The 1,883-nt window shown below is 76.3% G+C and carries 2 protein-coding genes and 1 pseudogene; all 3 read right to left on the bottom strand.

The annotated features are described in order from the left end of the window. On the bottom strand, positions 1-862 hold an 862-nt coding region (locus AC2W7G_RS15175; RefSeq protein WP_485869172.1), incomplete at its 3' end, for an MFS transporter. Between the two features lie 294 nt (positions 863-1,156). After that, the gene (locus AC2W7G_RS15170; RefSeq protein ID WP_485869171.1) at positions 1,157-1,402 is read right to left on the bottom strand and encodes a hypothetical protein; all 246 of its coding nucleotides are present in this window, start codon (positions 1,400-1,402) and stop codon (positions 1,157-1,159) included. A gap of 103 nt (positions 1,403-1,505) precedes the next feature. Continuing rightward, positions 1,506-1,649 (bottom strand): annotated as a pseudogene (locus AC2W7G_RS15165) (helix-turn-helix domain-containing protein); the annotation flags it as partial. Positions 1,650-1,883 lie beyond the last annotated feature (234 nt).

Below are 1,883 nucleotides of genomic sequence, written 5' to 3'. Positions count from 1 at the left end.
GGCGCGACCGACGCCGGCGACGACGAAGGCGGCACCGGTCGAACCAGGTGCCGGCGACCGCGCCGAGCACGAGCATCCCGACGCTGCCGCCCGGGTGCATCGCCATCGAGGCCAGCGACAGCACCGTCGCCCGGTTGGCCGACTCCGCCTGCTCGTGCAGGAGCGACTCGTAGACGACACCGGCGGCGCTGTGCACGGCGTAGGTGGACAGGAACGCGACCACCAGCCACACCGGGCCGCCGACCAGGCCCATGACCACCACCGTGGCCCCCTGCACCAGGCGCAGCGCGACCGACACCGACACCGCCGAGCAGCGCCGGACCAAGGGCACCACCAGTGCGGCGCCGAGCGCCGAGAACCCCCAGGCGGCGGCGCTCACCGGGCCCATGACGGCGGCCGCGTCGCCGCTCTCGCCCAGCAGCTCGCCGAGCCGCACGGGCGTGAACGACTCGAACGCCGCCATGCCGAAGCCCCAGAACAGCTCGACCGCGACGAGCGCGGCCAGCACCCGCGAGCGGCGCAGCAGCCCGACCGCCGAGACGATCGTGGGCACCGTGGCGCGGACGCTCGCGCCGAGGGACCCCGCGTGCGGACGGTGCTCGCGCATGAGCACCAGCACGGCGACGACCTGCACGGCGACGAGCACCCCGGCGATCGCGTACGGCACGGCCAGCGCGGTCCCGTGCGGCACCGGCAGCCACGCGACCGCGGCACCGGACAGGAGGGCACCGGCCCCGATGGACGTCCCGACGACAGCCCCCGCCCGGCCGAGTCCCGCAGCGACCTCGGCGGGCGACGCCCCGGACTCGTCGACGAACCAGGCGCTGAGCGGGCCGCTGTCCAGCGCCCGCGAGGCGCCCATCAGCACGTAGGCGAGCGCGAGGGTCGCCGCGTGGTGGGGCGGCCAGCACGGTCAGGTACGACGCCAGGGCGAGCGCCGACGACAGGAGCACGACGGGCCGCCGCCCCCAGGCGTCCGCCAGCCCGCCGGTCGGCAGCTCGAGCAGCAGCACGACGAGGCCCTGGGCGGACAGGGCGGCGCCGATCTCGCCGAGGGACAGGCCGCGGTCGAGCGGCAGCAGCACCACGACGGGGACGATGAGGCCCACCGGCAGCCAGCGCAGCGCGGTGAGCACGAGGAACCGCGCCAGGACGCTCATGCGTCCTCCCGCGGGTAGGGCAAGGCGAGCAGGTGCAGCGCGACCTCCTGGCCGCCGCCGCGCCCGGCGTACCGGGCGACGACCTCGTGCAGCTCGTCGACCAGGGCCTCGAGGTCGTCGGGGTCCAGGCGCAGCAGGTAGTCGCTCGCCCCGAGCCGCGGCCGGGCGGGTCCACGCGGCCAGGCTGCGCCGCAGGTGCTCGAGCTGACCAGCCCGCACCGCCGTGAACACCTCGTCGCCACCCGGCGCCGCGAACAGCTCCTCGGACCACGAGGTGACGTCCGCGCTGGCGCGCCACACCCGGGACCGGCGCGACGGCTGGTCCGGGGCGTCCTCGACGAAGCCGAAGCGCTCGAGCTGGCGCAGGTGGTAGGACGTCGACCCGCTCGACTCCCCCACCCGGCGGCCGAGCTCGCTGGCGGTGGCCGGCCCGTCCGCGCGCAGCAGGCCGAGCAGGCGCATGCGCAGCGGGTGGGCCAGGGCCCGCATCGTGTCCAGGTCTCGCACCTGGGTCCGGGAGAGCGTCACCCGGCCAGCGTAGACCGCAAAGATTTCTTTGCATAGGTCTCAGCCGGGTCCGGGCTCGCGCACAGGCCGCGGACAGGGGACGCGCCTTCACTCGAGCCATGGACGAGACGACCCCCGCACCCCCGACCTCTCCCGCCCCCGCGACCCCCGAGTCCCCCGCAGACGCCCGAGGCACCCGCCGCCGGCCCCGCCGGC

Source organism: Aeromicrobium sp. PFPM2_SD2, from assembly GCF_057364525.1.
The sequence above is the reverse complement of the archived record's forward strand: the minus strand, read 5'-3'. Positions and strand labels throughout refer to the sequence as shown.